Source organism: Methylovulum psychrotolerans, from assembly GCF_002209385.1.
Classification (GTDB): Bacteria; Pseudomonadota; Gammaproteobacteria; order Methylococcales; family Methylomonadaceae; genus Methylovulum; species Methylovulum psychrotolerans.
Map to the genome: position 1 here is coordinate 714,830 of NZ_CP022129.1, position 25,338 is coordinate 740,167.

Genomic DNA, 25,338 nt, shown 5'->3' on the forward strand with positions numbered 1-25,338 from the left:
GGATAGGGAAAGTCGCCCCCAGATTTGTCCGGCAGTGTTTGTGCCGCCTTTATTGCCTATTTGCTATGACCTATCAAGATAAACTTTTTAAACAGATCACCCGTGTCGAGGATTTTGCTTTTGATGAGCGGGTCGCGGGGGTGTTCGATGATATGGTGGCGCGGAGTGTGCCGTTTTATAACGAAATACAACGTATCCAAGCCGATTTGATTATGGACTTTCTGCCCGCTGAGGCGGGGGTAGTCTGTGATTTGGGGTGTTCGACGGGTACGACACTGGCGCATTTGACCGCCCATCCGCGTTGCCCAAGCCAAGCCCTGTTTATCGGTTTGGACAATTCCGCCCCGATGCTGGCTAAGGCGCAGGTAAAGTTGGCGGCGCAAGCCGCTAAAGGGCAGGTGTCTTTGCGCTTGGCGGATTTAGCTGACCTTACCGACTTGCCGCCCTGCAATGTGGTGATTTTGAACTGGGCATTGCAGTTTGTCCGGCCTATTGACAGGCAAGGGCTGTTAAATACTGTTTACCAAGCCCTCAGGCCGGGTGGGCTGTTGTTGCTGTCCGAGAAAATACTCGCGCAAGACCCGTTGCTGAACCGAGTCTATATTGACCATTATTTGCATTTTAAAACCTCCCAAAGCGGCTATAGCGATACCGAAAACCAGCGCAAGCGTGAGGCTTTGGAAAATGTGCTGATTCCGTACCGCCTTGATGAAAATATGGCGCTATTGGAGCGTGCCGGCTTTGCCCATCGGGATACTTATTTCCAATGGTTCAACTTTGTTTGTATGATGGCGGTTAAGAGGTAGATACACCGCCGTTAATAGGGTTTATGGCGGCAATTAGACGTTTTAAGGATAAAGGGCAGGGCTATGTTAAAAAACCGCTTCATTAGGCAATTATTCAGCAGTTGTTTGGATTTGCTGCCGATTTTGGCGGTGGTGTTGGTTTTCCAAGTTGCCGTTATCCGCCAGCCTATTCCTGATGTCGCCCATTTGCTTGAAGGGATGGTGTTGGTTGTGTTTGGCTTGGCCTTATTCGTCCAAGGTTTGGAGCAAAGCTTGTTCCCCTTAGGGGAGTCTATGGCTTATGCTTTTGCGCGTAAGGGCAGCGTGTTTTGGTTGCTGATTTTCGCTTTTTGCTTGGGGTTCGGCACGACCGTGGCGGAGCCGGCCTTGATCGCTATCAGCGACGAGGCGGCGCGGATCGCCGCCCAAGGCCATATTATCGCCGATTCTGACGCGGCGCGTAAAAGCTATGCTTTAGGTTTGCGCCTGACGGTGGCCTTATCGGTAGGGGTGGCTGTTTTAGTCGGCGTGTTGCGCATTCTTCGCGGCTGGCCGTTGCATTATCTGATTATCGGCGGCTATTGTGTGGTGACGGCGGTTACGCCATTTGCCCCCGCTGATATTATCGGCATCGCCTACGATTCCGGCGGTGTGACGACGTCCACGATTACCGTGCCGCTGGTCGCCGCGTTAGGGGTGGGCTTGGCGACCGCCATTAAAGGCCGTAATCCGATGATTGACGGCTTTGGCCTGATTGCCTTCGCGTCCTTGACCCCGATGATTTTTGTGATGGCTTACGGGATGTTACGATGAGTGCATGGCTCTGGCATTTTGCCGATATGCTGTTGGCGACTGGCCGCGATATTTTGCCGATTGCCGCGATTATTATCGGCTTTCAGTTGTTGGTGATCCGCAAGCCCTTGGCAAACCCGCGTAAAATCGCTATCGGCTTTTTTTATGTGGTGCTGGGTATCGCCTGTTTTCTGGAGGGCTTGGACATGGCTTTATTTCCGCTCGGCAAGCTGATGGCGACACAACTGACCTCGCCAGAATTCTTAGGCATCGCCGCAACCGGGCCGCGCACTTGGCTGACCTACAGTTGGGTGTATGTGTTCGCCGCCTGTATTGGCTTTGCCACCACCTTGGCGGAGCCGTCTTTGTTGGCGGTCGCCATGAAAGCCGAGCAAATTTCCGGCGGGGCGATCCGCGCCTGGGGTTTGCGTATTGCCGTGTCCATTGGGGTGGCGGTCGGCATTGCCTTAGGCACCTTCCGAATCGTCACCGGCACGGAGCTGTATTTTTATATTGTGGTCGGCTATGTGGTAGTTATTATTCAAACAATGTTTGCACCGAAAATGATTATTGCTTTGGCTTATGATTCGGGTGGTGTGACCACTTCGACTGTGACGGTGCCGTTGGTGACGGCTTTAGGCTTGGGGCTGGCCACCACCGTACCCGGACGCAACCCTTTAGTGGACGGTTTTGGCCTGATCGCCTTTGCCAGTCTGTTCCCTATCATTGCCGTATTGGCTTACGCCCAGTTAGCGCAGACGCTAGGCAAGCCGCACCCGAAACCTTGAGGTCTATCAGTTATGCACTTTAAATTAATTATCGCTTTTGTTGATGATGACAAAACCGATCTGGTGTTGGCGACGGCGCGTGAGTATGGCGCGAAAGGCGCGACGGTCATTAACAATGCGCGGGGTGAGGGCATGAAGCAGTCCAAAACCTTTTTTGGCCTGAATTTGGAGGCCCAGCGCGATGTCTTGCTGATGCTGGTTGAAGAGCATCTGAGCCGCCATATTTTGGAAAAAATCGCCAGTGTCGCCGAATTTGACAACAAACCGGGTACTGGCATTGCCTTTCAGATTGATGTCGAAGATGCCATCGGCGTGACCCGCCAGATGGAAACCTTAACCCGGGAAATTGAGGACAAATTATGATAACTAAACCTGTGGTCATTCGTGTCAAAGATGTGATGAAAACCGAATTTGGCACGATTGACGGCATTGCCACGGTCGCCGAGGCTTTACGCACCATGAAGGCATTAAAGACCTCGGTGCTGATCGTCAATAAACGCCATGACGACGACGAGTATGGGCTGATTAATTCCGGCGATATTGCCCGCCATGTGTTGGCGAAAGACCGCGCCCCGGAACGGGTGAATGTTTATGAAATTATGAGCAAACCGGTCATTTCCGTGCATCCTGATATGGACATCCGCTATTGTTCGCGCTTGTTCGCCGACTATAATTTGGTGCGTGCGCCGGTCATTGCCAACCGTGAGGTGATCGGCATGGTCAGCCCCAATTCGTTGGTGTTGGACGGGCTATATCTGTTGTCCGAGCAACGCTGAAAATTGCCGACTGGTTCACAAATTTACGCGCTTCTGTGTTGAGAAATAGCATCGGGCAAAAAATATCAGTACAATTCGCACTCACAGAGTCAAAATGTTGAGCCAGTGGAAGTCTCTTTTAATGCTTATCCGGTTATCAATGTTGTCGATCTGTTCTAACCATAAGTTTTAATCTCAGGAGTTTTCTAATGACAACAGGCACCGTAAAATGGTTTAACAACACTAAAGGCTTTGGTTTTATCGCCCCTAGCGAAGGCGGCGAAGATGTGTTCGTGCATCATTCGGTGATTCAAGGCGAAGGTTTTAAGACGTTGGCAGAAGGCCAAAAAGTCACTTTCGATATTGAATCAGGCCCTAAAGGTTTGACCGCCACCAATGTAAGCACTAAGTAACCCGCGCTTACATAACCTTAAAAAAGCTTTTGTGGTGTTCACAAAAGCTTTTTTTATGGCCGCTGTTTAGCGGCCCAGTCCCACAGGGTTCGGCGCGGATTTAAGGGTATGTTTTAAAAACCCATGATGGGTCTTGACATTTTTCTATAATATGGATATATCAATAGAATATGTTCTAAGGAGAATGCCGTTATGCCCAAGTCCAAACAGTATTTGCAAGAACCGTCTGCTGATCCGGTCGCCGCCATTGTTAAGGCGCTGGATAAGGATGTCGAACGCGGTGAAGATATTCTAATGTTAGGCTTGGGCGTGGTGATACTGTCGTCCACGTTCGCGCCGCTCATGCCGCCGACCGTGCTGCTGCCCTCGGTCGCCTTGGTGTTTGCTGTGTCTTCCGGTTGTGCGCGGAAAAATTATCACGATATGGAACGTAAGCTGGCCGAGGCGATGGCTCAGCTTGAGCGCCGCGATAAGCTGCGGTTGCGGCCAATAGCGGCCGTATTTGCCGAGCATCAGATGCCGCCCTTGGTCGATTCTTATAACATACTGAAAAATGTCCGGCGCACTTGGAAAAGCGTGTTGGGCGGTATCCTTATTAACCCGTTTTGGATGCCTATTTTTTATGTGATGGGTATCCAGATCGGCGAAGAAAAAAATCTGGGCATTTTAAACCGTGCCGTCTATACCGTTGAGCAACGGCTGGCGCCGTCCTTGCCGGAGATTTTTGAGGAAGGTCAAGGCTAGGCGCTTGCCTGCTGCCCTTGGTTTTGCCGTTACTGCCCAGTTGCCCTTATACACAGGTAAAGGTTGCGTCGTTTTGTCAATACAGTTTTGCCTGTTCATAGCCTGTTCAGGTTATAATGCCCACCTAAAAGAATCTTAATGGATTCGTCATTGTATTATGCTTACAAATACCCTATGGCCCAACAGCGCTAAACTTGTGTCCGGCCTTAGTGATTTTCAGATGTTTACCCTAAAAATATGACCCAAAAACTGTATATTCAAACAAACGGCTGCCAGATGAATGAGTACGATTCCGACAAAATGCGGGATGTCCTCCATGCTTCGCACGGTTTTGAATTGATCGATGACCCCACCCAAGCGGATGTTTTGCTGCTGAACACCTGTTCCATACGCGAAAAAGCCCAAGAGAAAGTCTTTTCTGCGTTAGGCAAATGGCGGATGATTAAGGAAAAACGCCCTGATGTAGTGATTGGGGTCGGCGGTTGTGTCGCCAGCCAAGAAGGTGCTGACATCCAAAAACGCGCCCCGTTTGTCGATATGGTGTTCGGCCCGCAAACCTTGCACCGTTTGCCGCAATTGCTCGACCAAGTGCGCAATAAGCACTTGCCTGTGGTCGATATTTCTTTTCCCGAAATTGAAAAGTTTGATGCCTTGCCGGAACCGCGTGCCGAAGGCCCAAAAGCGTTTGTGTCAGTAATGGAAGGGTGCAGCAAATATTGTACGTTCTGTGTCGTGCCTTATACGCGCGGCGAAGAGATCAGCCGCCCGCTTGATGATGTGCTGGCCGAAATCACCTCTTTAGCCAAGCAAGGCGTGCGTGAGGTCAATTTGTTAGGGCAGAACGTCAATGCCTATCGCGGGCTGATGGATGACGGCGATATCGCCGATTTTGCCTTATTGCTGCATTATGTCGCGGCGATTGACGGTATTGAGCGCATCCGCTTTACAACGTCGCATCCGGTCGAATTTACCGATAATCTGATTGAGGCGTTCGCGGAAATTCCGCAATTGGTCAACCATTTGCATTTGCCCGTGCAAAGCGGCAGCGATTCTATTTTAAAAAAGATGAAACGCGGACATACCCGCGCCGAGTACATCGAAACTATCCGTAAATTGCGCCAAGTGCGCCCTGATATATGCTTGTCTTCGGATTTCATCATTGGTTTTCCTGGCGAAACCGATGCGGAATTTGCCGAAACCATGGCGTTTATTGAAGAAGTGGGCTTTGATTTGTCGTTCAGCTTCATTTATAGCGCCCGGCCCGGTACACCTGCCGCCGACTTGCCTGATGATGTGCCGATGGCGGTAAAAAAACAGCGTTTGGAGCAGTTCCAAAACCGCATTAATGCCATGGCGACGGCGATTGCCAACCGCATGATTGGGACGGTGCAGACGGTGCTGGTCGAAGGCCAATCCAAAAAGAACCCGTTGCAAATGCAAGGCCGTACGGAAAATAACCGCGTGGTCAATTTTATCGCCCACCCCCGCCTAGCAGGCCAATTTGTTGACGTGTTGATTGCCGAAGCTTTACCTAATTCCCTACGCGGGCGTTTGGTGGAATCGTCGGTCGCTAAAATTGCCGCCACTGTTTAATTAATCTTATGATCTCACAGGAAATCGCCCTGCTGCCTGCCGATAACGGCAGGTTATCCAATTTTTGTGGTCAGCTTGATGCCCATTTACGGCAAATTGAAGCCCGTCTGCAAGTCGAAATCGCTAACCGTGGTAACCAGTTTAAAGTGACTGGCTTAGACCGCTCTGTGAAAGCCGCTTGCGCCATTATGGAAAAGTTGTTTGCCAGCACCGAAACGGAGTGCTTGACGGCGGAAATGATCCACCTTGCCATGCAGGACTCTTCCATAGACGCAATGCTCGAAGAAGAGGCGCAAGCGCAACCCCAGCCGGCTAATGTCGCCATTAAGACCAAATGCGGCATGATTAAAGGCCGTGGGGCAAACCAGCAAGACTATTTGCGCAAAATTGTCAGCCATGACATTAACTTTGGCATAGGCCCTGCGGGTACGGGCAAGACTTTTTTAGCGGTGGCATGTGCCATTGAGGCTTTGCAGAATGAGCGGGTCAGAAAAATCATTTTAGTGCGTCCGGCGGTTGAAGCGGGCGAAAAATTGGGCTTTTTGCCGGGTGATATGGCACAAAAAATTGACCCTTACTTACGCCCCCTTTATGATGCCCTCTATGATATGCTTGGCAACGAGCGGGTCGAGAAAATGATCGACCGGGGCATTATTGAAGTGGCTCCGCTGGCCTTTATGCGTGGGCGTACCCTTAATGATGCGTTTATCATTTTGGACGAGGCGCAGAATACCACCGTCGAGCAAATCAAAATGTTTTTGACCCGTATCGGCTTCGGCTCGACGGCGGTAGTGACGGGCGACATTACCCAAGTCGATTTGCCTTCGGAAAAAATGTCCGGTCTGCGGCATGTACTGGAGGTTTTACAAGATGTAGAAGGCATTAGCTTTACCTTTTTCAATAACCGCGACGTTATCAGGCATCCTTTAGTGCAGCGTATTGTCACCGCTTATGAAGCTTACGATAAAAAATCTAAAACACTCCCCTTATGAACTGGCTTGATGTCCAGCGGGTATTTGCATCTGATGGCCAGCCTGACGATGCCAGCCTGCAACGCTGGGTCGATACGGCTTTAGCTGCCCTTAACGAAGATACTGAAATTGTCGTGCGTATTGTCGGCATTGAAGAAAGTGCTGAACTGAACAGCTATTACCGCGCCAAGCAAGGCCCTACCAATATCCTTAGCTTCCCCTTCGAAGCCCCTGACATTGACGGTTTCGAATCGGCTTTGCTGGGCGATTTGGTGGTTTGCGCCCCGGTTTTGGCAGCGGAAGCTGAGCAACAAGGCAAGCCATTGCTTGACCATTGGGCGCATATCATTATCCACGGCGTTTTGCATTTGCTCGGTTATGACCATATCGACGAGGCGGATGCCGAAGAAATGGAAAGTAAAGAAATCGTTTTTTTGCAACAATTGACTATTCGTAATCCTTATTTACAGGTAACAGACCATGAGCGATGACCATCCTCCTAGTAGACAGTCTCCGCCGAGAAGCTGGGTTGAAAAACTCGGCCATTTACTTAGCGGAGAGCCGCAAGACTTGGAAGATCTCAAGGAAATATTAAGGGAAGCCCGCGAAAATGAGTTGCTGGATACGGACGCGCTGGCAATGATCGAGGGGGTTTTGCAGGTTTCGCAAATGCGGGTCAGAGATATTATGACTCCACGCATCCAAATGGTGGTTGTGCCACAAGAAGCCGAGCTAGAAGCCATTTTTCCTTTGGTCATTGAATTTTGCCATTCCCGTTATCCGGTGATAGAGGATGACCGTAGCAAGGTGGTTGGGGTGTTGTTGGCTAAGGATCTGCTGACCCATGTCCTGCAAAATAAATCCATGACCGTGCAGCAGATTATGCGCCCGGCTTGTGTGGTGCCTGAAAGCAAACGCCTAAATGTGTTATTGAAAGAATTGCGCACCAACGGCAACCACATGGCGATTGTGGTGGACGAATACGGCCAAGCGGCCGGCTTGGTGACGATTGAAGATATTTTGGAACAAATTGTCGGCGATATTGAAGATGAACATGACGACCACGAGGATCATGGCTACATTTTTAAGCGCAACGATTATGAGTATCTAATTAAGGCACTGACTCCGATAGAGGAGTTTGACGAGTATTTTGCCACTCATTTGGCTACCGACGAGTATGACACGGTGGGGGGGTTTGTGGTCAGCCAGCTCGAGCACATGCCCAAAAAAGGCGAGAGCGTGGTGGTGAGCGACTTGCGTTTTGAGGTGGTTAGGGCCGATAACCGCCGCGTCCATTTGATTAAGCTGAAAATAAGGAAGCCTAAATGAGCGGTCAAGGCAAAATTTTGGTGACGGGCGGGGCCGGCTATATCGGTAGCCATGCTTGTGTGGAATTGCTGCAAGCGGGCTATGAGATTGTGGTGGTGGATAATCTGTCCAATAGCAAAACCGAAGCGTTGGTACGCGCACAACAGCTTGCGGGTAAGCCCCTGACGTTTTATCAGGTGGACATCCGTGATAAAGCAGCATTAACGGCCATTTTTGCCCAAGAAAGCATTACCACGGTGATCCATTTTGCAGGCCTAAAATCAGTCGGTGAGTCCTGTGCCCAACCGACCTTGTATTACCATAACAATGTCTATGGCACATTGGTACTGACTGAGGTGATGGCGGCGGCGGGTGTGAAGCAATTGGTGTTCAGCTCTTCGGCGACCGTTTACGGCGAGTCTGTGTCGCCGCAATATGCCGAAGATTTTCCTCTAGGACCTATTAACCCTTACGGGCGGTCGAAAGCGATGGTTGAGGACATTTTGCGGGATTTAGCGGCCGCCGATGCCATTAATGCGGAGCCGATGCCGTGGAAAATCGCCTTGTTGCGCTATTTTAACCCGATAGGGGCACATGCCAGCGGGTTGATTGGCGAAGATCCTAATGGCATACCGAATAACTTGATGCCTTATGTGGCGCAAGTGGCGATAGGCAAATTGCCGCAATTGTCGGTGTTCGGTAATGACTATCCGACTCCTGACGGTACGGGTATCCGTGACTATATCCATGTTGTCGATTTGGTCAAAGGCCATATTCAGGCGATAACCGCCCTGGCAGGCGAGAGTTTCGCCAAAGGCGGCTGCCGGCCTTATAACCTCGGCACGGGTCAAGGTTACAGTGTTTTAGACATCATCCATGCCTTTGAGCGCGTTACAGGCTGTCCGGTCAAGTATAAGGTAGTTGGGCGCAGGGCAGGGGATTTGGCCGAGTGTTTCGCCAATCCCGACAGGGCGTTGCAGGAACTGGGTTGGCGGGCGGAAAAAAATCTTGATGATATGGTCGCCGACACTTGGAATTGGCAGAGCAAAAATCCGCAGGGCTACACAGCTTAAAAGCCAAGAGACGTGACCGCTCCTCGGTCTATGCCAGGCTTGTGGGGCGTGGGCGGATCAGGTTAGGCTTCCCACACCAACCCATTGTCACTTTAGGCTATTGTTATGAAAAAGCTATTCAAACTGCCGTATTGGCTGCTGTTGGTGTTTTCTTGGGAAAAATCATTCCGTAACAATCCGATTATCGGCAATTACTGGCTGAACCGTTGCGGCCTGCATGTCGCCCGACTGGTGGTGGCGCATTTGCTGTTCCGGTTCCGCCTTATGCTGCTAAGCCCGTTGCTGGCTAAGCAAGACCGCCAAGCCTTTCTGGACAATGGGTTTATTTTAAAGCCTAACTTTCTGCCTGAAGCGGATTTTGCGGCCTTAAAACAGGAGCTAAAGGCTTATAACGGCCCCATCAGTGAAACGCTGGAGGGTGACACGCTGACCCAGCGCCTGTTTCTCGACCGTGCCAAGGCTAAGCTCTTGCCGCAATGCCAACGCTTTATTAACAATATCGCCTTAAGCAAGTTAATGCGCTATTGCTCTTCTAAAAACCGCCTGCCACTTTTTTATGTGGAAAACTTAAAATTCCATAGCCTTGACGCAACGGCTACCGACCCCCAACAAGACTTACATATCGATACTTTTCATCCGTGCATAAAAGGCTGGTTCTTTATGGATGATGTCGATGACCGTAATGGCCCGCATGTCTGCATTCCCGGTTCCTACCGTTTGAGCTGGCGGCGGCTGCGCTGGGAATACCGCCAAAGCCTGCTGGCAAGCCGCCCTGTGGGGCAGGATGCGGCGGCGCGGTATTGGGACGGTTCGTTCCGCGTCGGCCCCGACGATTTGGACTTTATGCAATGCCAGCCGCCGAAGGTGTTCTGCGTTCCTGCCAATACCCTGCTCATCAGTAATGTCCACGGCATCCATAGGCGTGGTGATGCCCAAGGGCAGGCCACGCGGATGGTGATATGGATGCAGGCGCGGGATAATCCTTTTAACCCCTTTTTTACGCCGTGCCCACGGTTGACGGCGCGGGCGTTTGAGTTTTTTTGGCGGCGCATGATGGCTAAGCGCGAACAACGTTTGGCAAAAAACGGCTTGCTGCGTTATACAGATACGGGGTTTTATTAACAGGCCTTAGGATAATCTAACAGCTTATGCCGATAACGACTTAAACTTTTCTTCAATGCTGGGGATATGGCTTTTATCTAAAGTAAACATCACCACATGATCGCCTTCTTCAAACAGTGTGTCATGATGTATGCCTATGGCTTCGTTATTACGGATGAGCGCCCCTAAGATAATGCCTTCGGGTAGCTTGACGGTGTCCACCTTGCGCCCTACCACAGAGTTTTCGCCGTGGCTGTGGTGGGCGATGGCCTCAATGGCTTCGGCGGTGCCGTTGCGCAATAGGCTGACTTGGGCGACATCGCCTTGCCGGACATGTTTGAGTATACCCCCTAAGGTTTCGACATAAGGCAGCACGGCGAGGTCTATGCCCGTACCCGGCAGCAATTTGTTGTAACAAAGATTGTTGAGGATGCAGATGGCCTTGCGGGCGCCATGGGCTTTTGCCAAGGCGGCGGCAATAATATTTTCTCCGTCATTATCGGTAATGGCACAAAACAGGTCGGTCTTATCAATGGATTCTTCCAGCAACAGCATTTCGTCGCCGCAATCGCCTTGCAAGACGATGGTGTTATCCAACTCATTCGCCAATTTGCGGGCCCGTTTCGGATTAAGTTCGATAATTTTCACATAATGGTCTTTTTCCAATGCCAGTGCCAAGCGTTTGCCGATATGGCCGCCTCCCGCAATGATGATGCGCTTAAGCGGTTTTTCCAAGCAGCCTAAGTCCTTTAGCAAGCGGCGCACTTCGAGTTTAGGGGCGAAAAAGAACACTTCGTCATTGGCGGCAATTTCCGATTCGCCGTTGGTCGGTTGGGCGATACCGTTACGGAAAATCGCCGCCACACGGATTTTACCTTCACTTAAACGCCCTTTGAGGGTTTTGATTTTTTTTCCGGTCAAAAAGCCGCCCGCCGCCACTTTTACCGAGAACAGGCGCACTAAGCCGTTGGCAAAATCCGAAATGTGCAATACACCCGGCAATTCTATGAGATTGCGGATGGATTCCATGACACTTTGTTCGGGGCTGATGACAATATCTATCGGAATGCCGCCTGCGCCAAACAGGTTGGGGTTTTTCATATAATCAATGGCGCGTACCCGCGCGATGGTTTTTATGCCGCCGTAGAGGGTTTTGATAATGGTACAGGCGAGCATATTGGTTTCGTCACGGTCGGTGACGGCAATAACCAAATCGGCTTCGCGCACCCCGGCCAACTCCAGGATATGGGGATAGGCGGCATTGCCGACCACGGTGCTGATATTCACGCGTTCTTTTAAGGCCTCAAGGCGGGTGGCATTATCATCGACCACGACAATGTCGTTATCTTCGCCCGCTAATGCTTCGGCAACCGATGTGCCGGTTTTGCCTGCCCCTAAAATTAATATTTTCATAACGCTCCGTTTTACTGCCGATAATTAGGGATATTGTCGCATTATTGCACGGCAATGCTAAGCGGCGAGGGGAAAAATACGCGTTTTTCAGCGAATTTTTCGCGTCGGACAGTTGCCATTTTGCCAAGAGAAAGCGATGATAAAGCCACCTATTGTTTTTAAATCCCATAACGGCAAGAATGCGCATGACTACCGATAACGACCGCCTGAAACCGATCTTATTTTCCCTTCCGTTGGCTATCGCCTTATTAAGCCCCTGTTCTGTTTGGGCGAAGACCTATACGTTTAGTGCCAGCAGCAGGCCGGGCTATTTTAGTTCGGCACCGAAAAGCAGCAGTTCTTCGGCATTTAAAAGTTATAGCGGCACCCGCTCTTCGGTAGTAAAAAGTGCTGGCAGTTCGGTGGGGGCAAAGTTTGGCAAGCCTTATAATTCATCTTTATTGCAACCGTATAGTTCGCAAGCTAAGCGAAAAGCCGTCGCTGATGCTAAAACTGCCGCCAGCAATACCTCCCAGTCACCGTCGGCGGCAAAACCCAAGCATTTTCCTGTGGCGGATTTACAAAAATATCGGCAACGTTATGCCGATAACAGCCTGTATCAACAAGCGGCCCAAGAGCCTGATGCGTGGGGGACAAGAAGCCGTTACCAGCAGGCCCAAACCCAAGCGCCTGCAATGGTTAATGGCGGCAGTGATACGTTCGGAATGCTCTCCGGGCAATTTTTGTATAAATTGCTGAATAATCCGAATGCGGCGGGCGAATATGCTTATCATCACCAAGATAATAGGGATTATCAGCAATGGCGGGCGGAAGCGGAGCGTTTGGCCGGGGCTAATGCCGAATTACGGGCGCAGTTGGTGCGATTGGATGCCGCCCGCCGCCACTATGGCACAACGCCTCCTAATCCCGGTTGGTTGCCCCAAGGGGTTCCCGCAGCGGCTGTGGTCTCCGAGGCGGCGTTAAAATCCGGGCAAGCCGATTTTAATGTCTGTGTCGGTTCGGAAGGCGGCCCTTATTATAAGGTGGCGCAAACCAACCTGTTGCCTGAATTGGTTGAATGGGTCAACGTAAACCCGGTCATTACCTTGGGTACGCCGGAGATTTTAGCAAAACTGGCGGTAGGGGAATGTGATGCGGGCTTTATCCAAGGCGATGCGCAGGCCGATAGCCAACAAATGGACGTGGTGTTTAGGCCGTTTCTTGAAGCTGCCCACTTAGCCTGTCATGTTAGCGCCCAGACCTCCACCATTGCCGATATGACAGGGCAAACGGTATGGATTCCCCGGTCTTCCGGGGCGCGTCTGACTTGGGATAAGTTTGTCGCCCTGAATCCCCGGTATGGGCAGGTCGCCGTCAAAGATGCCGCCAGTTACGTCGATGCCATTAATAAGGCAGTGCAGACCAAAGCGTGCCTGCTTTATATGGCCGCACCCCACGCGGCGGCAATAGACCGTTTATTAAACCGTAAAACGCTGAAGTTAGTGGCCATTGATGACCCGGCGTTACTGGGCAGTGGCGGTTATCAGGCCACCTCATTGTCATCTGGCGATTACAGCCAAGCCATTCCCGATGCTTATAGTATCCAGACAGTAGCGGCACCGGCGACCTTTGTGGTCAGTAAAACGTGGCAAAGCCAACATGCTGACATTGCCGCGAAAGTGACCCAGAAATTGGCGGATGTTGAGCAGCAAATCACGCGTAATGTGCAGCAATAAAGGCTAAAAAAACGGGTAAATATCCCCTGCCGGGCTTTTTTGGCATTGTTATTGCCGATTGGGGCGGCGGGGTTAGCGTAAATTGTGTTGAAAAAATACGTCATGGCTTATATCCTGAGCCACATACCGTTTTTTTATCGTCAATTTATCAGGAATACCCATGTCAAGCATAGATAAGGCAACTGTCGAGCAGTTGCTGAGAACGTTTATAGACCCTAACCACGGGGTCGATTTAGTCACGGCAAAATCAGTAAAGGCGATTACCGTAGACGGCGACCATGTCACGGTCGCTATTGAATTGGGCTATCCTGCCCAAAGCATTGTAGCGACGATGCAGGCCGCTGTTGAGCAGCACTTGCACAGTTTGGCGACTTTTGGCAGTTTAACGGTGACGGTTGGGGTTAAAATTATTGCCCATGCCGTCCAACAAACCTTAAAGCCCTATCCGCAAATTAAAAATATTATTGCCGTCGCATCGGGTAAGGGCGGGGTGGGCAAATCGACCACAGCAGTGAATTTGGCCTTGGCCTTAGCCGCAGAAGGCGCGACAGTGGGCATTTTAGATGCCGATATTTATGGGCCGAGCATCCCGACCATGTTAGGCCTGTCGGGTACGCCGGAAAGCCACGATAACAAAACCATGATGCCCAAGGTGGCCTATGGGGTGCAGACCATTTCTATCGGCTATTTGGTACAGGCCGAGCAGGCGATGATTTGGCGCGGGCCGATGGCGACCAATGCCTTGCAGCAATTGCTCCGCGATACCAATTGGCAAGGCCTGGATTATCTGGTGATTGATTTGCCGCCGGGTACGGGCGACATCCAATTGACCTTGGCGCAGCAGATTCCGGTCAGCGGTGCGGTCATCGTCACCACACCGCAAGATATTGCCTTGATTGATGCGCAACGCGGCCTAAGCATGTTCGCGAAAGTCAATGTGCCGGTCTTGGGGATTGTCGAGAACATGAGCCTGCATATCTGTTCGCAATGCGGCCATGAAGAGGCGATTTTTGGCACGGGCGGCGGCGTGGTGATGGCGGAAGCCAACCGGGTGGATTTTCTGGGGGCGTTGCCGCTGGACATCGCTATCCGCCAAGATGCCGATTTGGGCAGACCGACCGTGGTCGCCGACCCTGATGGCCGTGCTGCCGAAATTTATAAGTCGATTGCGCGTAAAACGGCGGCAAGGCTGGCGTTAAAAGCCAAAGATTTCAGTAGCCGTTTCCCGACGATTGTCGTGCAGAACAGCTAAGGGGTAGGGGAGTTTGCCCGTTCCAAGCCGCTACCACTGGTAGTGGTGGTAGCGGCTTGGAATGTTATAGGGGCTTACTACTTGTAATCGCTATGCCATGATTATGGGGCAGCATCAATTTTGCCATAAAGCCCATTGGTTTCGTCGTTCGGGCCTGCCGTAAAGAACAGGCTATTAGTGGCTTGATTAACTACGCCGTTGCCGAATGCTAGCCCCCACAGGCCGTCAATCTTGATTTTCTTACCGTCCAAACCGCGTAATGCCCCACCAGGACGGGCGGTTACGGGATTAAATGTGTTGATGGCGCCATCGCCAAAATTACCGATCAGCACTTGGTTGCTATGGATACCGAAATTGGCGGGAGCCACGGCCACTGCCCACGGGGCGTTTAATGCCCCTTGGGAAGCGAAACGTTTGATCAGGCAACCATTGGCATCGAACACATTGACATAACCTAGGCCTGGGCCTGAGACATTATCTTCCTTAGCGGCATCTTGTTGGGCATAGGTCACATATAAAGCGCCATTGATGTTTTGGATGCCGAACGGGGCAAAACCGGCTGGGATGCTGGGGTCGGTAAAATCACAGCCCAAGGTTTGTTTGGCGTTCACCAAGGCAAACGTGCTGTCAAATACCCGGACTTTGGCATTATGGAAGTCGGTGGCATATAAGAAATGTGCTGTGCCGTTAGCGGCCAGTGCCAAGCCTTTATAAATGGGTTTTCCGGCGATAGGCGTACCGACAACTTTGGCGTTGTGCAAGTCGACAGTGGGGTTCCAAGCGGCTAACGAGCCGCTTTCATTGGCAAAAATGAAAGCCGCCGGATTATTGGGGGTGATATTAAAATCTTTGCTGGAATTAAACACAGCCCCGGTCGGACTGCCTACCGCGCCGCTGGCATCCGGCACGTTCACCACAGGTAGGCCGGCAATAGGTACGCCGTTGCCGTCGTACAGCGTAGTGGTGCCGGTATGGTTGTTGGCTATCCATACCGCCCCGTTCGGATTAAAAGCAATGCCCCACGCATTTTGGAGATTGGGATCGGTTTGGGCTGCAACACCGGGTTGGTCGGCTACCAGATTAGTTTGGCGGTAGGTGCCGTTAGTATCGGCTTGTGCAGTCGTGCTAATGCCCACTAGCCAATAAGTGGCGGCCAATGCTATAAAAGGGAAAGTAGGCGTTGGGGTTAGGTTTTTCATAAATGTTGTCCTCGGACATTAAGTAAAAGCGGAATGTTGGCTTTATTGACGGCCTGAAAATTTGGGTTTGTTATAGCTGGCTTAAGCGCTGCCGTTCCATAACATATTTGTATCCCCGATAATGCCGGGAAGGTTCAGCCGGGTAGTGGAATAGGGGAGGGGAAGCCTTAGGTAGGTTCCGGTCATAATGGGAATACCAAGTCTGTGCAGCCAGACGTGTTGCCGCCAGTTTATGATAAAATGGCGGCATTTTTAGTTAATTATGGGATTTATAAGACAATGAGCATTAAGTGCGATAAATGGATACGCCGTATGGCACAGCAGCAAGGGATGATCGAACCTTTTGCGGAAGGTCAGGTCAGACAGTCGGAACGCGGGCCAATTATTTCTTACGGTACGTCCAGTTATGGTTATGATGTCCGTTGCTCGGACGAGTTTAAGATTTTTACCAATATCAGTTCGGCGATTGTTGATCCGAAAAACTTCGATTCCAGTAGCTTCGTCGATGTCCAGTCGGATGTCTGTATTATCCCGCCCAATTCTTTCGCCCTGGCGCGTACTGTCGAATATTTCCGCATCCCGCGTGATGTGCTGGTGATTTGTTTGGGCAAATCCACTTATGCCCGTTGCGGCATTATCGTCAATGTCACGCCGTTAGAACCGGAATGGGAAGGGCATGTGACCTTGGAGTTTTCCAATACTACAACCCTACCCGCGAAGATTTATGCCAATGAAGGCGTGGCGCAAATGCTGTTTTTAGGAGCCGACGAAGTCTGCGAGACTTCGTATAAAGACCGGGGCGGAAAATACCAAGGGCAAACTGGCGTGACCTTACCTAAAGCCTAACGGACAAGCCCCTTGCCGAAGGGGCTGCCACCTTTTCTTTTCTACCGCCATTATCAGGAACCTTAACCATGCAGGTCGATACCCTTATCCACGCCCGTTGGGTGATTCCCGTAGAGTCCGACAGCACCTTAGAACACCATTCGCTGGTCATTCACGAGGGCAGGATTATTGATTTATTGCCGACCGCACAGGCTATCGCCCAGTATCAGGCCGCAAGCACAGAAGACTTGCCCGACCACGCGCTATTGCCCGGTTTTATCAATAGCCACACCCACGCGGCCATGACCTTGCTACGCGGCAGGGCAGATGATTTGCCGTTGATGGATTGGCTGCAAAACCATATCTGGCCTTTGGAACAACGCTGGGTCAGTGAAGAATTTGTCAAAGACGGTACCGATTTGGCGATTGCCGAAATGCTGATGGGCGGGACGACCTGTTTTAATGACATGTATTTTTTCCCGAACATCAGTGCCCAGCAAGCCATACAGCACGGGATACGCGCCAGTATCGGCCTGGTAGTGTTCGACTTTCCGACCGTGTGGGCGGACAACAGCGAAATGTATCTGAGCAAAGCGGTGGCCTTGCATGAAGCGTTGCACGGCGAGCCGCTGATTACCACCACGTTTGCCCCCCATGCCCCTTATACCGTTTCCGATGCACCTTTACAAAAGGTCTTAGCCTTATCCGGGCAATACCAAACCCCCATCCATATCCACGTCCACGAAACCCGCCACGAAGTGGAACAGGCGCAAGCGGACGACGGCAAGCGGCCTTTACAGCGCCTGCATGAACTGGGGCTGGTTAACCCGTCGTTATTGGCCGTCCACGCGACCCAGTTAAATGACGAAGAAATCCGGTTAATGGCTGATGCGGGGGCGCATATCATCCATTGCCCCGAATCTAACCTTAAGCTGGCAAGCGGTTTTTGTCCGGTCGCTAAATGCTTGGCGGCGGGCATTAATGTCGCCTTAGGTACAGACGGTGCCGCCAGCAATAACGACCTGGACATGCTGGGCGAAATGCGCACGGCGGCGTTATTGGCGAAAGCCGTCGCCGAAGATGCCAGCGCCGTACCCGCCATGACAGCGTTGCGGATGGCGACGCTAAATGGCGCGAAAGCCTTGGGCTTGGATAAGGAAATCGGTTCTTTAAGCATCGGTAAAGCCGCCGATGTGATTGCCATAGACTTAAGCGGCTTGGAAACCCAACCCGTGTATTGCCCGGTTTCGCAAATCGTTTACGCGGCTAACCGTCGGCAAGTGACCGATGTTTGGGTGGCGGGAAAACAGTTGTTGAAGCAAGGCCAGTTAACGGCCTTAGACATCGCCGCGTTGCGGGCCAAAATCGCGGTGTGGCAACAGCGGTTGGCAGGTTGAGCTGGCTATGCTGAAGCCGCCCATTCTTGCCGTTGAGCATTTGCGTGTCGCCTTCAAGCAAGGCCAGCCAGTCGTCGATGACATCAGTTTTGCCGTGTATCCGGGCGAAACCTTCGCGCTGGTCGGCGAGTCCGGTTCGGGCAAGTCAATTACCGCCTTATCGGTGTTGCGCCTATTGCCCGACACAGCGCATATCAGCGCCGAAGCCATTACATTGCAGGGTGAAAACCTCTTGGCTTTGGCGGAACTGCACTTATGCAAAATCCGGGGCCGCCGCGTCGCCTATATATTTCAAGACCCCATGTCGGCGTTAAATCCGGTGATGACGATTGGTCAGCAAATCGCCGAAGTCATTAGCCTGCATTTTACGTTATCGGCGCAAGCCTTAGCGCAACGGGTGTTGGAATTGTTGCAACAAGTGGAAATCCCTAACCCCCAGCAACGCCTGAAAGATTTTCCGCACCAATTGTCCGGGGGGCAGCGCCAGCGGGTGATGATTGCCATGGCCTTAGCCGGGCAACCGGATTTGTTGATCGCCGACGAACCGACCACCTCCTTGGATGTGACCATACAAGCGCAAATTTTGGCATTGTTAAAACAGATCCAACAGCAAACAGGCATGGCCTTATGGTTAATCAGCCATGATTTGGCCTTGGTCTCCAGCATCGCCGACCGTGTCGCCGTCATGCAGCAAGGCAAAATTGTCGAAACCGGATTGGCCGGGCATTTTTTCCGGCAACCCCAGCACCCTTATACCCAGAAACTGCTGGCGGCGTTGCCGTCCATCAACCACGCCAAAACCCCATCTGAAACGGCTACGACACCGTTATTGCAAGTCAAAGATTTTTGTTGTTATTACCCCATCCGCAAAGGCCTGTTCCAGCGCGTCGTCGATTACGTTAAGGCCGTGGATGGGGTCAGTTTTGAACTGCCTGCTGGCAAAACCTTAGCCTTAGTCGGCGAATCGGGCTGCGGCAAAACCACCCTAGGCAAAAGCCTGTTAAACCTATTGCCGCATAACAGCGGCCAAGTGTTTATGGACGGCATAGCCTTGCATGAATTAAGCGGCGAAGCCTTAAGGCAGCAACGCGCGGCGATGCAGATGGTGTTTCAAGACCCGTTTGCGGCCATGAACCCCCGGATGTTGATAGGTGACATTATCGCCGAAGGCATTACCGCCTTATACCCCGAAGTCAGCGCGATCGAACGCGCCAGCCGTGTCCGGCAATTGCTGCAACAAGTCGGCTTGCCGGAAGCCGCAGCCTTGCGCTATCCGCACGAGTTTTCAGGCGGCCAACGCCAACGCATCTGCATTGCCAGGGCGTTGGCGGTCAAGCCCCGCCTGATTGTCTGCGATGAGCCGACCAGCGCCTTGGATGTGTCGGTGCAAGCGCAGATTATCAGCTTGCTGAAAACCTTACAGCGCGAGCAAGGTGTGAGTTATCTGTTCATTACCCATGATTTGGCGGTGGTGGCGGAAATCGCCGATGCCGTGGCGGTGATGTATAAAGGCAAAATCATCGAACAAGGCGATGCCAAACAAGTGCTGACCCAACCCCAACAAGCTTACACGCAAAAATTATTGGCGGCGGTGCCGGTTTTGCGGGTGGGGTGAGGGGATGTTTGTTATTGCGGTTGAAAGAAGATGATTGACGGGATTAAATTTACCTAAAATGGCTAACTGTTTACATAAAAACTGATTGTACCGGATTATGGGGTGCATATAAATCGGGTATTTTGTTGATTTTGTTGCCTAAGTGGAGTAATTTGACCCCCAAAGCGTTGAGGGTGTGCCATGAAAACCAAGCTAAGGAAAAGCCATACCATTTGCCTTCCGTTCGAGAAAAACCGCTATGACGGCCTAATAAAAGACCCCAAGACATTCAGGGGGCATGTTGACGGCCAATGGTCGGCACACCCTGAGCTGTTCCCGGAGGGGATGGGGCGGGGCTATGCCATGAAGGACATCCGCCGCTCAAAGAAACTGGGCATCGCCATCCGGCGGATAACGGTTAGCGGCACGGACTACAGCATACGCCCGTCATTCGCCATGCCTTATATGGGCGGTTTCACCACCGATACCGAAAAGGCGCTGTATTTGCGCAAGTACGGGGTACCCTTCCATGCGTTGGCCCACGTTTTCGGGCGCGGCCCGATGTATTGGTACCGGCTGGAAAACCACTTGGGGCGGAACAGCGTGGTGGGGACGACCGTGCGGGGCGGCACCGCCTTGCCTAAGCATGTGCTTGCCGACGAGAAGCACACCCGTTTGGGCGGGGGGAAGTGCTATGTCGCCACCACCGTGGCCAAGGAATGCGTCTTGGGGGTCGCGGTGGCCGAAAACGCGGGCACGGAAGCCCTGACCGAAGCTTATGGTGTGTTTGCCGGAGAGGCCAAGGCCGCCGGCCCGGGTTACCGCCCCGAAACCGTCAACACGGACGGGTGGGCGGCCACTCAAAACGCCTGGGCCGCCCTGTTCCCCGGCATCTTGGTGCTGTGCTGTTTCCTCCATATCTTCATCAAGATGCGTGACCGCGCCAAGCTGAAATATGGCGCATTGTTCCTTGGGGCCGCCACCAAGCTGTGGGGCTGCTACCGTGCGGCCAGCAAAGCCGCCTTCAGCCAACGGGTCAGAAGGCTGGTGGAATGGTGCGCGGCGGGGCCGGCCTTGCCGGCCGCCATTACCGGCCCCATCAGGAAACTGGGGGAAAACCGTCGGCGCTACTCCGCCGCCTACGGCCATCCGGGGTGCCACAGGACCAGCAACATGCTTGACCGGGTCATGCAACGGATGGACAGGCACCTTTTCGGCACCCAATACTTCCATGGCGGGCGCGCCACGGCGGAACTCAATATCCGGGGCTGGGCGCTCATTTACAACTTTGCGCCGTCAAACCCGATGACGGTAAAGAAACACTTGGGTAAAAAGAGTCCGGCGGAGAGGTTGAACGGTTTTTCATACCAAGACAACTGGTTGGAAAACCTACTGGTTTCCGCTTCCTTGCAGGGAGTTCGGGCCTCCCCATAATCCGGTACAATCAGCATAAAAATCAATTAAGTTGCGGTATATTCGCCAAGTGGCTTACCAAAATACGCTAGGGATTGAGTTTCCTCTCCCCGTATTGCTTTTAGGAGAAAATAGCTATAGCCTAGTACGATACCGTTAGAAAGTTTAGCTATGGCACACGAAAAAAACTACACGCTACGCATCCTACATATCTCCGACTTGCACGAACGCGGCCCGCGCGAGACGGAATCTTGGCGGCGGCAGCGGGTTTTGGGGGCAACCTGGGAACATAATCTGGAAGCCTTCACCGCTGCCGGCCCTATTGATTTGGTGTGTTTTACTGGCGATGCGGCGGATTGGGGTAAGCCGGGGGAATATGCCGCCGCCACTGCATTCTTCCACGCCGTATTGAAAAAGCTGTCCCTGCCACCTGAGCGGTTTTTCCTTGTGCCCGGCAACCACGACATTGACCGAGGCCTCCATCTGGCGGAATGGCAAAAACTGCGCGAAACCTTCAGCCAAATGGATGGCCTGACGTTATCGCGTTGGCTGAGAGGCAGCGGTAAACCGCCGCCCGGTGCGGATACGGGTTGGCTTGAACCGGTGTTGGCACGGCAGGCCGCTTATCGCCAATGGCTTACGGAACTGGGTCGGGAAGCATTGCTGCCGGAGCGTCATGACCACGGACGGGTGGGTTATCACGTCTGCCCGGATTTTCCGGCTTTGCCTTTTCCGATACACCTTATTGGTCTGGATACCGCCTGGCTGGCTGGGGACGAGCACGATGCCCAAAAGCTTTGGCTCACCGATGACCAAATCATGCTTCATGCCACCGACAAGAAAGGCAACAAATTCCCTGGTTTGCGCCTTGTCCTCTGCCATCATCCGCTTTGGGATCTGGCCGATCACGCCGCTGCTAAAAATCTGTTAGCTGAACATGCCGACCTGTTGCTGCGCGGCCATTTGCACAACGCCGTTCTTGAACGCAGTGACGACCCCGACCGGGGGCTGGTGGAATTGGCGGCTGGCTGTTTGTACGAAGGCCACCACGCAGACCAATACCCTAACGGTTGCCAACTCATCACCTTACAACTTGATGGGCAAAGGCGGCCCATCAAGTTGAACCTTGGTTCCGGGCTTGGTCAGAGCGAGGCCATTGGCACGACGATGACAGCCGTTACAAGCAAAGCCACCAAGGGCGGCTGTTGTGGCCATTAGCCCAAGCCATAGCCCGGATTGACCCTAGCTCCAATCCCTACGATTTCAATCGTCCGGCCCTTCCGCCTAATTTCGTGGGTCGGGTGGCCTTAATGGATAGCCTGATTCAAGCTTTGGAAGAGGGTTCCAGTGTGTCCTTGGTTGGTGACCGATGTATCGGCAAAATGTCGGTGCTGAAAAATTTCGAACAAAAAGCCCGCACCATGGCCCGGACAGTGGTTCTGCTCCGTGGTGAAGGGTCGGAAGCGGCTTCGCTGTCTGCTTTTGTGGCCGCCATTACTGGTAACGCTTGTGCTGACTGCGCCGACCCTGCCGCCGACCGGCTGGCGGCTTGGGTCGACAGTGTTGGCCTGCCCGGCCTGCCGCCTGTGCTGTTGCTGGATGAAGCGGAAATCTTCCTGCGCAAGTTTGAATACCGTTTCTTTGAGCGGCTCCGGGGGCTTTTGGATAGGTTGTGCTTGGTGCTGGCCACCCATCAGCCTATTGACTTGGTGTTCGAACAGCTGGGGCGTGGCTCGCCTTTTGACAATAAACTGCGCATCGAACGGCTAGGCCTGCTCGAATCCGCCGCCGCCGAGCAATTGGTGCGGCGCGGTGAGGGTAAGCTGGACGGGGAAGACCAAGCGCTGATGCGCCGCTGGGCTGGTCACCACCCCTATTTTTTGCAACTTCTGGGTTATCGCTTGGCCGAAGCCCGCCGTCACGGCAAATCCCGCGAATGGGCGGTAGACCAAGCCCGATCAAATGCCTACCCCCGCCTGCGCCAGCTTTGGAAAACCTTACGCGACAAGGATAAGCAGGCCTTGCGGAATGTTGCAACTGGCGGTTTTCCTTCCACTAACAGTGCCTTACGACTGCGGGGCTTGCTGGATGAGAACGGTCGGTTATTCGGTGAGGTTTTACGTCAATGGCTGGAAGAAGAGGACGAAGCGTGATGGTTGCCAGCACACAGCCGAAGGCACGCTTACCAGGCTATTGGGAACTGCTCTGGCTGCTGTTCATGCAGCCAATGACCTTGCATAGGCGTTTGCGTGCTTTGGGGATTGATAAGCCTGATGCACTCGCTTGGCGGTTCTGGCGGTGGGGTGGGGTGGAACGGGCTTTTATCTTACGGATGCTTGTATTGCTTGTGACGGCTACACCACTGTTAACTGGCGCATTGGTTTTAGCTTTCCAATCCCGCGGGTTCGTAGTGGATTACTTGAACGTGGTTTTTGGCGTGGCTTCGGGCGTGGCTGTGGGCGTGGCTTTGGGCGTGGCTTGGGGCGTGGCTTCGGGCGTGGCTGCGGGCGTATCTTATATCCGGTTGCCGTTTTATCTTATGGAGATTCAGGCTGAATTCCTCTCGTATTTCATCCAGCGTTTCACGGGTCGGCCTACCCTAAGTTGGTCTCCGGTGCTGCACCATGACTTGATCTATTTTCCCTTGCCTTTCTTAGTCAGCCATATAACACTCACAGCAGAAACCGACCCGTCCTTGGCGCGCCGGACACTTGATGCTTGTGCCATCGCGCCGGGTCAGCGGCGGCTTGGCCGCATCGCTTTAGCCCGCTTGCAAGCGCGGGAACTGGCTCAATATGCCCAGACCAGCCGCTTTGCCGAGGCAGCGGAACTCCAGGGGGATTGGTTGCCGGGGGTAGAGGGTGCAGACCCGCTGCTGTCGGGTTTGGCCGAAATGGCCCGTTATTTTCAAGCGGCGCAACAATCCGAGATCGCCTATCACCGTTTAGGCCATCTGGAACGGGGAGAAAAGGCTTTTAAGTCGCTGGAAAACCAGTTGCTCAATACCCCCTCCTTTTTAGCCCGCGAACTGCGGCCTATCCTACCTGCTTGGTACGCCGCTCTGGCCGCTTTGCGGCGGGAGGCGGAACAAGCCGCCGAACAGCAATTGCCCAATCCCTTCCGCTCTGGGAATCCTCTGGAGCCGGAAACGGGGCGGGAGGTTTTTCGGGGGCGGGAAAATCTGGTGCGGCAGGTGGATGAGCTGCTGGCCGATGCCGGGAATGCCGCGTCTTTGGCGCTTTTAGGGCCGCGCCGTTGCGGCAAGACCTCGTTGCTTAAAATGCTGCCGTCGATGTTGCCGGATGCGGTGGTGGTATTGTTCGACCTTCAAGACAACCCCGTGGATAGTTTATCGGCGTTGTTCGAAGCCATGGATCGGCAGATCCGTATTCAAGCCCGGCGTGACCGGCAATTGGAACTGCCTGCCTTAGACCGGAAACGCCTATTGACGGCCCCTTTCGAGACCGCCAAAGACTGGCTGGACGCACTGGAAACAGCCGTCGGTGAACGGTGCTTGTTGCTCTGCATCGACGAATTTGAGCGTCTGGAAGACCTGTTTCCCGGCGAGCGACGGGAACTCTTACAATTCATGGGCTTACTGCGGGCCACCATCCAGCACAAGCGGCGGGTGCGGCTGCTGGTTTCCGGTGCCGCCCCCTTTGAGGAATGGGGAGAGTTATGGAGCGACCATTTCATTAATGTCCGCGAAATAGCTATCGGGCATTTGGATAGGCAAACAACGGTAGGGCTTTTGACCCGCCCCATTCCGGTATTTCCCGCCGAGGCCATCCCCGTAGGCGTGGCCGAAAGTATCTATCAGCGTACAGGTGGTCAGCCCTATTTGGTGCAGTTGTACGGCAGTCTCTTGGTCAGCCGCCTTAATGAAACCCAGTGCCGCACCGCCGAGCTGGCTGATCTGGAAGCGGTGGAGCGCCGCGCACTGGAACAAAGCGCCTATTATTTCCGCCATTTGTACCGCACCGCCCCCGAATCTGCCCGCGCGGCTTTGCAGGGGCTGGCTCAAGGCGAAACCACGTCCCTCGATCCGCGTACCCGCCGTTGGCTGGAACGGCGGCTGCTAATTGATGGGCAAGGCCAGCTTAATATCCCTGTATTGGGGCGTTGGCTTGTTGAGGAAGAGTTATGACCGGGTTTTGTGCTGAAAGCCATACTCGGACAGTTCGGACAGTTTTGCCCAGCAGCAATT

At 52.9% G+C, this 25,338-nt stretch carries 24 protein-coding genes; 22 read left to right on the plus strand and 2 right to left on the minus strand.

The window, feature by feature from the left end; genetic code table 11:
• Positions 1 to 65: 65 nt before the first annotated feature.
• The 13 genes from cmoA (at position 66) to CEK71_RS03060 (ending at position 10,344) form a co-directional block, all read left to right on the plus strand.
• Entirely contained in the window at positions 66 to 806 is a 741-nt protein-coding gene (gene cmoA / locus CEK71_RS03000) for a carboxy-S-adenosyl-L-methionine synthase CmoA (RefSeq protein ID WP_088617997.1), read from the plus strand.
• A 63-nt stretch (positions 807 to 869) separates the two neighbouring features.
• Positions 870 to 1,598 carry a DUF1538 domain-containing protein gene (locus CEK71_RS03005; RefSeq protein WP_088617998.1) on the plus strand — a complete coding sequence of 243 codons (729 nt, stop codon included), beginning with the start codon at positions 870 to 872 and terminating at the stop codon, positions 1,596 to 1,598.
• A complete protein-coding gene (locus CEK71_RS03010; RefSeq protein ID WP_088617999.1) occupies positions 1,595 to 2,365 on the plus strand; it encodes a DUF1538 domain-containing protein in 771 nt (256 codons plus the stop codon). The genes CEK71_RS03005 and CEK71_RS03010 overlap by 4 nt, the downstream gene beginning before the upstream one ends.
• A 12-nt stretch (positions 2,366 to 2,377) precedes the next feature.
• Positions 2,378 to 2,728, plus strand: coding sequence for a P-II family nitrogen regulator (locus tag CEK71_RS03015; RefSeq protein ID WP_088618000.1), 351 nt, complete (start codon positions 2,378 to 2,380; stop codon positions 2,726 to 2,728).
• Positions 2,725 to 3,141 (plus strand): CBS domain-containing protein, encoded by a 417-nt coding sequence (locus CEK71_RS03020; RefSeq protein ID WP_088618001.1) that lies wholly within the window; start codon positions 2,725 to 2,727, stop codon positions 3,139 to 3,141. The genes CEK71_RS03015 and CEK71_RS03020 overlap by 4 nt, the downstream gene beginning before the upstream one ends.
• A 188-nt stretch (positions 3,142 to 3,329) precedes the next feature.
• On the plus strand, positions 3,330 to 3,533 hold the full coding sequence (locus tag CEK71_RS03025) for a cold-shock protein (protein WP_088618002.1): 204 nt from the start codon (positions 3,330 to 3,332) through the stop codon (positions 3,531 to 3,533).
• 192 nt (positions 3,534 to 3,725) lie between these two features.
• Positions 3,726 to 4,277, plus strand: a complete 552-nt coding sequence (locus CEK71_RS03030; protein WP_088618003.1) for a hypothetical protein — start codon at positions 3,726 to 3,728, stop codon at positions 4,275 to 4,277.
• Between the two features lie 237 nt (positions 4,278 to 4,514).
• Positions 4,515 to 5,870: a tRNA (N6-isopentenyl adenosine(37)-C2)-methylthiotransferase MiaB gene (gene miaB / locus CEK71_RS03035; RefSeq protein ID WP_088618004.1), complete on the plus strand. Its 1,356-nt coding sequence runs from the start codon at positions 4,515 to 4,517 to the stop codon at positions 5,868 to 5,870.
• Between the two features lie 8 nt (positions 5,871 to 5,878).
• Positions 5,879 to 6,862 (plus strand): PhoH family protein, encoded by a 984-nt coding sequence (locus CEK71_RS03040; RefSeq protein WP_088618005.1) that lies wholly within the window; start codon positions 5,879 to 5,881, stop codon positions 6,860 to 6,862.
• A complete protein-coding gene (gene ybeY / locus CEK71_RS03045) occupies positions 6,859 to 7,332 on the plus strand; it encodes an rRNA maturation RNase YbeY (RefSeq protein ID WP_088618006.1) in 474 nt (157 codons plus the stop codon). The genes CEK71_RS03040 and ybeY overlap by 4 nt, the downstream gene beginning before the upstream one ends.
• Positions 7,322 to 8,170 carry an HlyC/CorC family transporter gene (locus tag CEK71_RS03050; RefSeq protein WP_088618007.1) on the plus strand — a complete coding sequence of 283 codons (849 nt, stop codon included), beginning with the start codon at positions 7,322 to 7,324 and terminating at the stop codon, positions 8,168 to 8,170. Before ybeY ends, CEK71_RS03050 begins: the two co-directional genes overlap by 11 nt.
• Positions 8,167 to 9,222: a UDP-glucose 4-epimerase GalE gene (galE, locus tag CEK71_RS03055; RefSeq protein ID WP_088618008.1), complete on the plus strand. Its 1,056-nt coding sequence runs from the start codon at positions 8,167 to 8,169 to the stop codon at positions 9,220 to 9,222. Before CEK71_RS03050 ends, galE begins: the two co-directional genes overlap by 4 nt.
• A 105-nt stretch (positions 9,223 to 9,327) precedes the next feature.
• Positions 9,328 to 10,344: a phytanoyl-CoA dioxygenase family protein gene (locus CEK71_RS03060; RefSeq protein WP_088618009.1), complete on the plus strand. Its 1,017-nt coding sequence runs from the start codon at positions 9,328 to 9,330 to the stop codon at positions 10,342 to 10,344.
• Between the two features lie 24 nt (positions 10,345 to 10,368).
• On the opposite strand, the gene trkA is transcribed toward CEK71_RS03060, so the two are convergent.
• Entirely contained in the window at positions 10,369 to 11,736 is a 1,368-nt protein-coding gene (trkA, locus tag CEK71_RS03065) for a Trk system potassium transporter TrkA (RefSeq protein WP_088618010.1), read from the minus strand.
• Between the two features lie 185 nt (positions 11,737 to 11,921).
• On the opposite strand from trkA, the gene CEK71_RS03070 reads away from it, so the two are divergent.
• Together CEK71_RS03070 and apbC are read left to right on the plus strand one after the other, a co-directional pair.
• Entirely contained in the window at positions 11,922 to 13,451 is a 1,530-nt protein-coding gene (locus tag CEK71_RS03070) for a TAXI family TRAP transporter solute-binding subunit (protein WP_088618011.1), read from the plus strand.
• A gap of 160 nt (positions 13,452 to 13,611) precedes the next feature.
• A complete protein-coding gene (apbC, locus tag CEK71_RS03075) occupies positions 13,612 to 14,703 on the plus strand; it encodes an iron-sulfur cluster carrier protein ApbC (RefSeq protein ID WP_088618012.1) in 1,092 nt (363 codons plus the stop codon).
• Positions 14,704 to 14,804: 101 nt separating this feature from the next.
• Here apbC and CEK71_RS03080 read toward each other — a convergent pair whose 3' ends face one another.
• Positions 14,805 to 15,902 (minus strand): TIGR03118 family protein, encoded by a 1,098-nt coding sequence (locus CEK71_RS03080; protein WP_088618013.1) that lies wholly within the window; start codon positions 15,900 to 15,902, stop codon positions 14,805 to 14,807.
• A gap of 279 nt (positions 15,903 to 16,181) precedes the next feature.
• Here CEK71_RS03080 and dcd point away from each other — a divergent pair, with 279 nt between their 5' ends.
• The 7 genes from dcd (at position 16,182) to CEK71_RS03115 (ending at position 25,278) form a co-directional block, all read left to right on the plus strand.
• A complete protein-coding gene (gene dcd / locus CEK71_RS03085; RefSeq protein ID WP_088621484.1) occupies positions 16,182 to 16,748 on the plus strand; it encodes a dCTP deaminase in 567 nt (188 codons plus the stop codon).
• Between the two features lie 68 nt (positions 16,749 to 16,816).
• Positions 16,817 to 18,124, plus strand: a complete 1,308-nt coding sequence (locus CEK71_RS03090; protein ID WP_088618014.1) for a TRZ/ATZ family hydrolase — start codon at positions 16,817 to 16,819, stop codon at positions 18,122 to 18,124.
• Positions 18,125 to 18,134: 10 nt separating this feature from the next.
• Positions 18,135 to 19,739 carry an ABC transporter ATP-binding protein gene (locus tag CEK71_RS03095; protein WP_088621485.1) on the plus strand — a complete coding sequence of 535 codons (1,605 nt, stop codon included), beginning with the start codon at positions 18,135 to 18,137 and terminating at the stop codon, positions 19,737 to 19,739.
• A 180-nt stretch (positions 19,740 to 19,919) separates the two neighbouring features.
• On the plus strand, positions 19,920 to 21,152 hold the full coding sequence (locus CEK71_RS23075) for a hypothetical protein (protein WP_198328443.1): 1,233 nt from the start codon (positions 19,920 to 19,922) through the stop codon (positions 21,150 to 21,152).
• Between the two features lie 150 nt (positions 21,153 to 21,302).
• Positions 21,303 to 22,349, plus strand: coding sequence for a metallophosphoesterase family protein (locus tag CEK71_RS03105; protein WP_088618015.1), 1,047 nt, complete (start codon positions 21,303 to 21,305; stop codon positions 22,347 to 22,349).
• Between the two features lie 92 nt (positions 22,350 to 22,441).
• Complete coding sequence (locus CEK71_RS03110; protein ID WP_088618016.1) at positions 22,442 to 23,284, plus strand: hypothetical protein; 843 nt, start codon at positions 22,442 to 22,444, stop codon at positions 23,282 to 23,284.
• Positions 23,284 to 25,278, plus strand: a complete 1,995-nt coding sequence (locus tag CEK71_RS03115; RefSeq protein ID WP_088618017.1) for an nSTAND1 domain-containing NTPase — start codon at positions 23,284 to 23,286, stop codon at positions 25,276 to 25,278. The genes CEK71_RS03110 and CEK71_RS03115 overlap by 1 nt, the downstream gene beginning before the upstream one ends.
• Positions 25,279 to 25,338: the final 60 nt, after the last annotated feature.